The sequence below is a fragment of the Wolbachia endosymbiont of Drosophila bocki genome (genome assembly GCF_028982005.1).
Classification (GTDB): Bacteria; Pseudomonadota; Alphaproteobacteria; order Rickettsiales; family Anaplasmataceae; genus Wolbachia; species Wolbachia pipientis.
Genome location: NZ_JAPQLG010000162.1, coordinates 1 through 237, shown reverse-complemented (window position 1 = coordinate 237; position 237 = coordinate 1). Strand labels below are relative to the sequence as shown.

Sequence of the window (237 nt, the reverse complement as noted above, 5' to 3'; positions counted from 1 at the left end):
GCGAATATAACAAATTTCTAGAAAAAAGAGGAAATATTTTTCATTATATCAACGAAGCCATAGAAAAGTGGTACGAGAATGGTCCAAAAATACCAGGTGGCAACAATATTTATAGCGATAAAGTTGTAATTTTGGTGCACATAATAACTTGTTTATTTAGAATAGGCCTGAGGCAAACAGTTGGGTTTATAGCAGGATACCTTGAGCAAATTGGGAAAAATTTGCAAGTTATCAGCT

At 33.3% G+C, this 237-nt stretch carries 1 protein-coding gene; it reads left to right on the top strand.

Going from position 1 to position 237, the window contains the following annotated elements; genetic code table 11:
- Positions 1-237 (top strand): transposase (locus OZD61_RS03800; protein ID WP_274979919.1); only part of this gene is annotated, 237 nt, incomplete at both ends.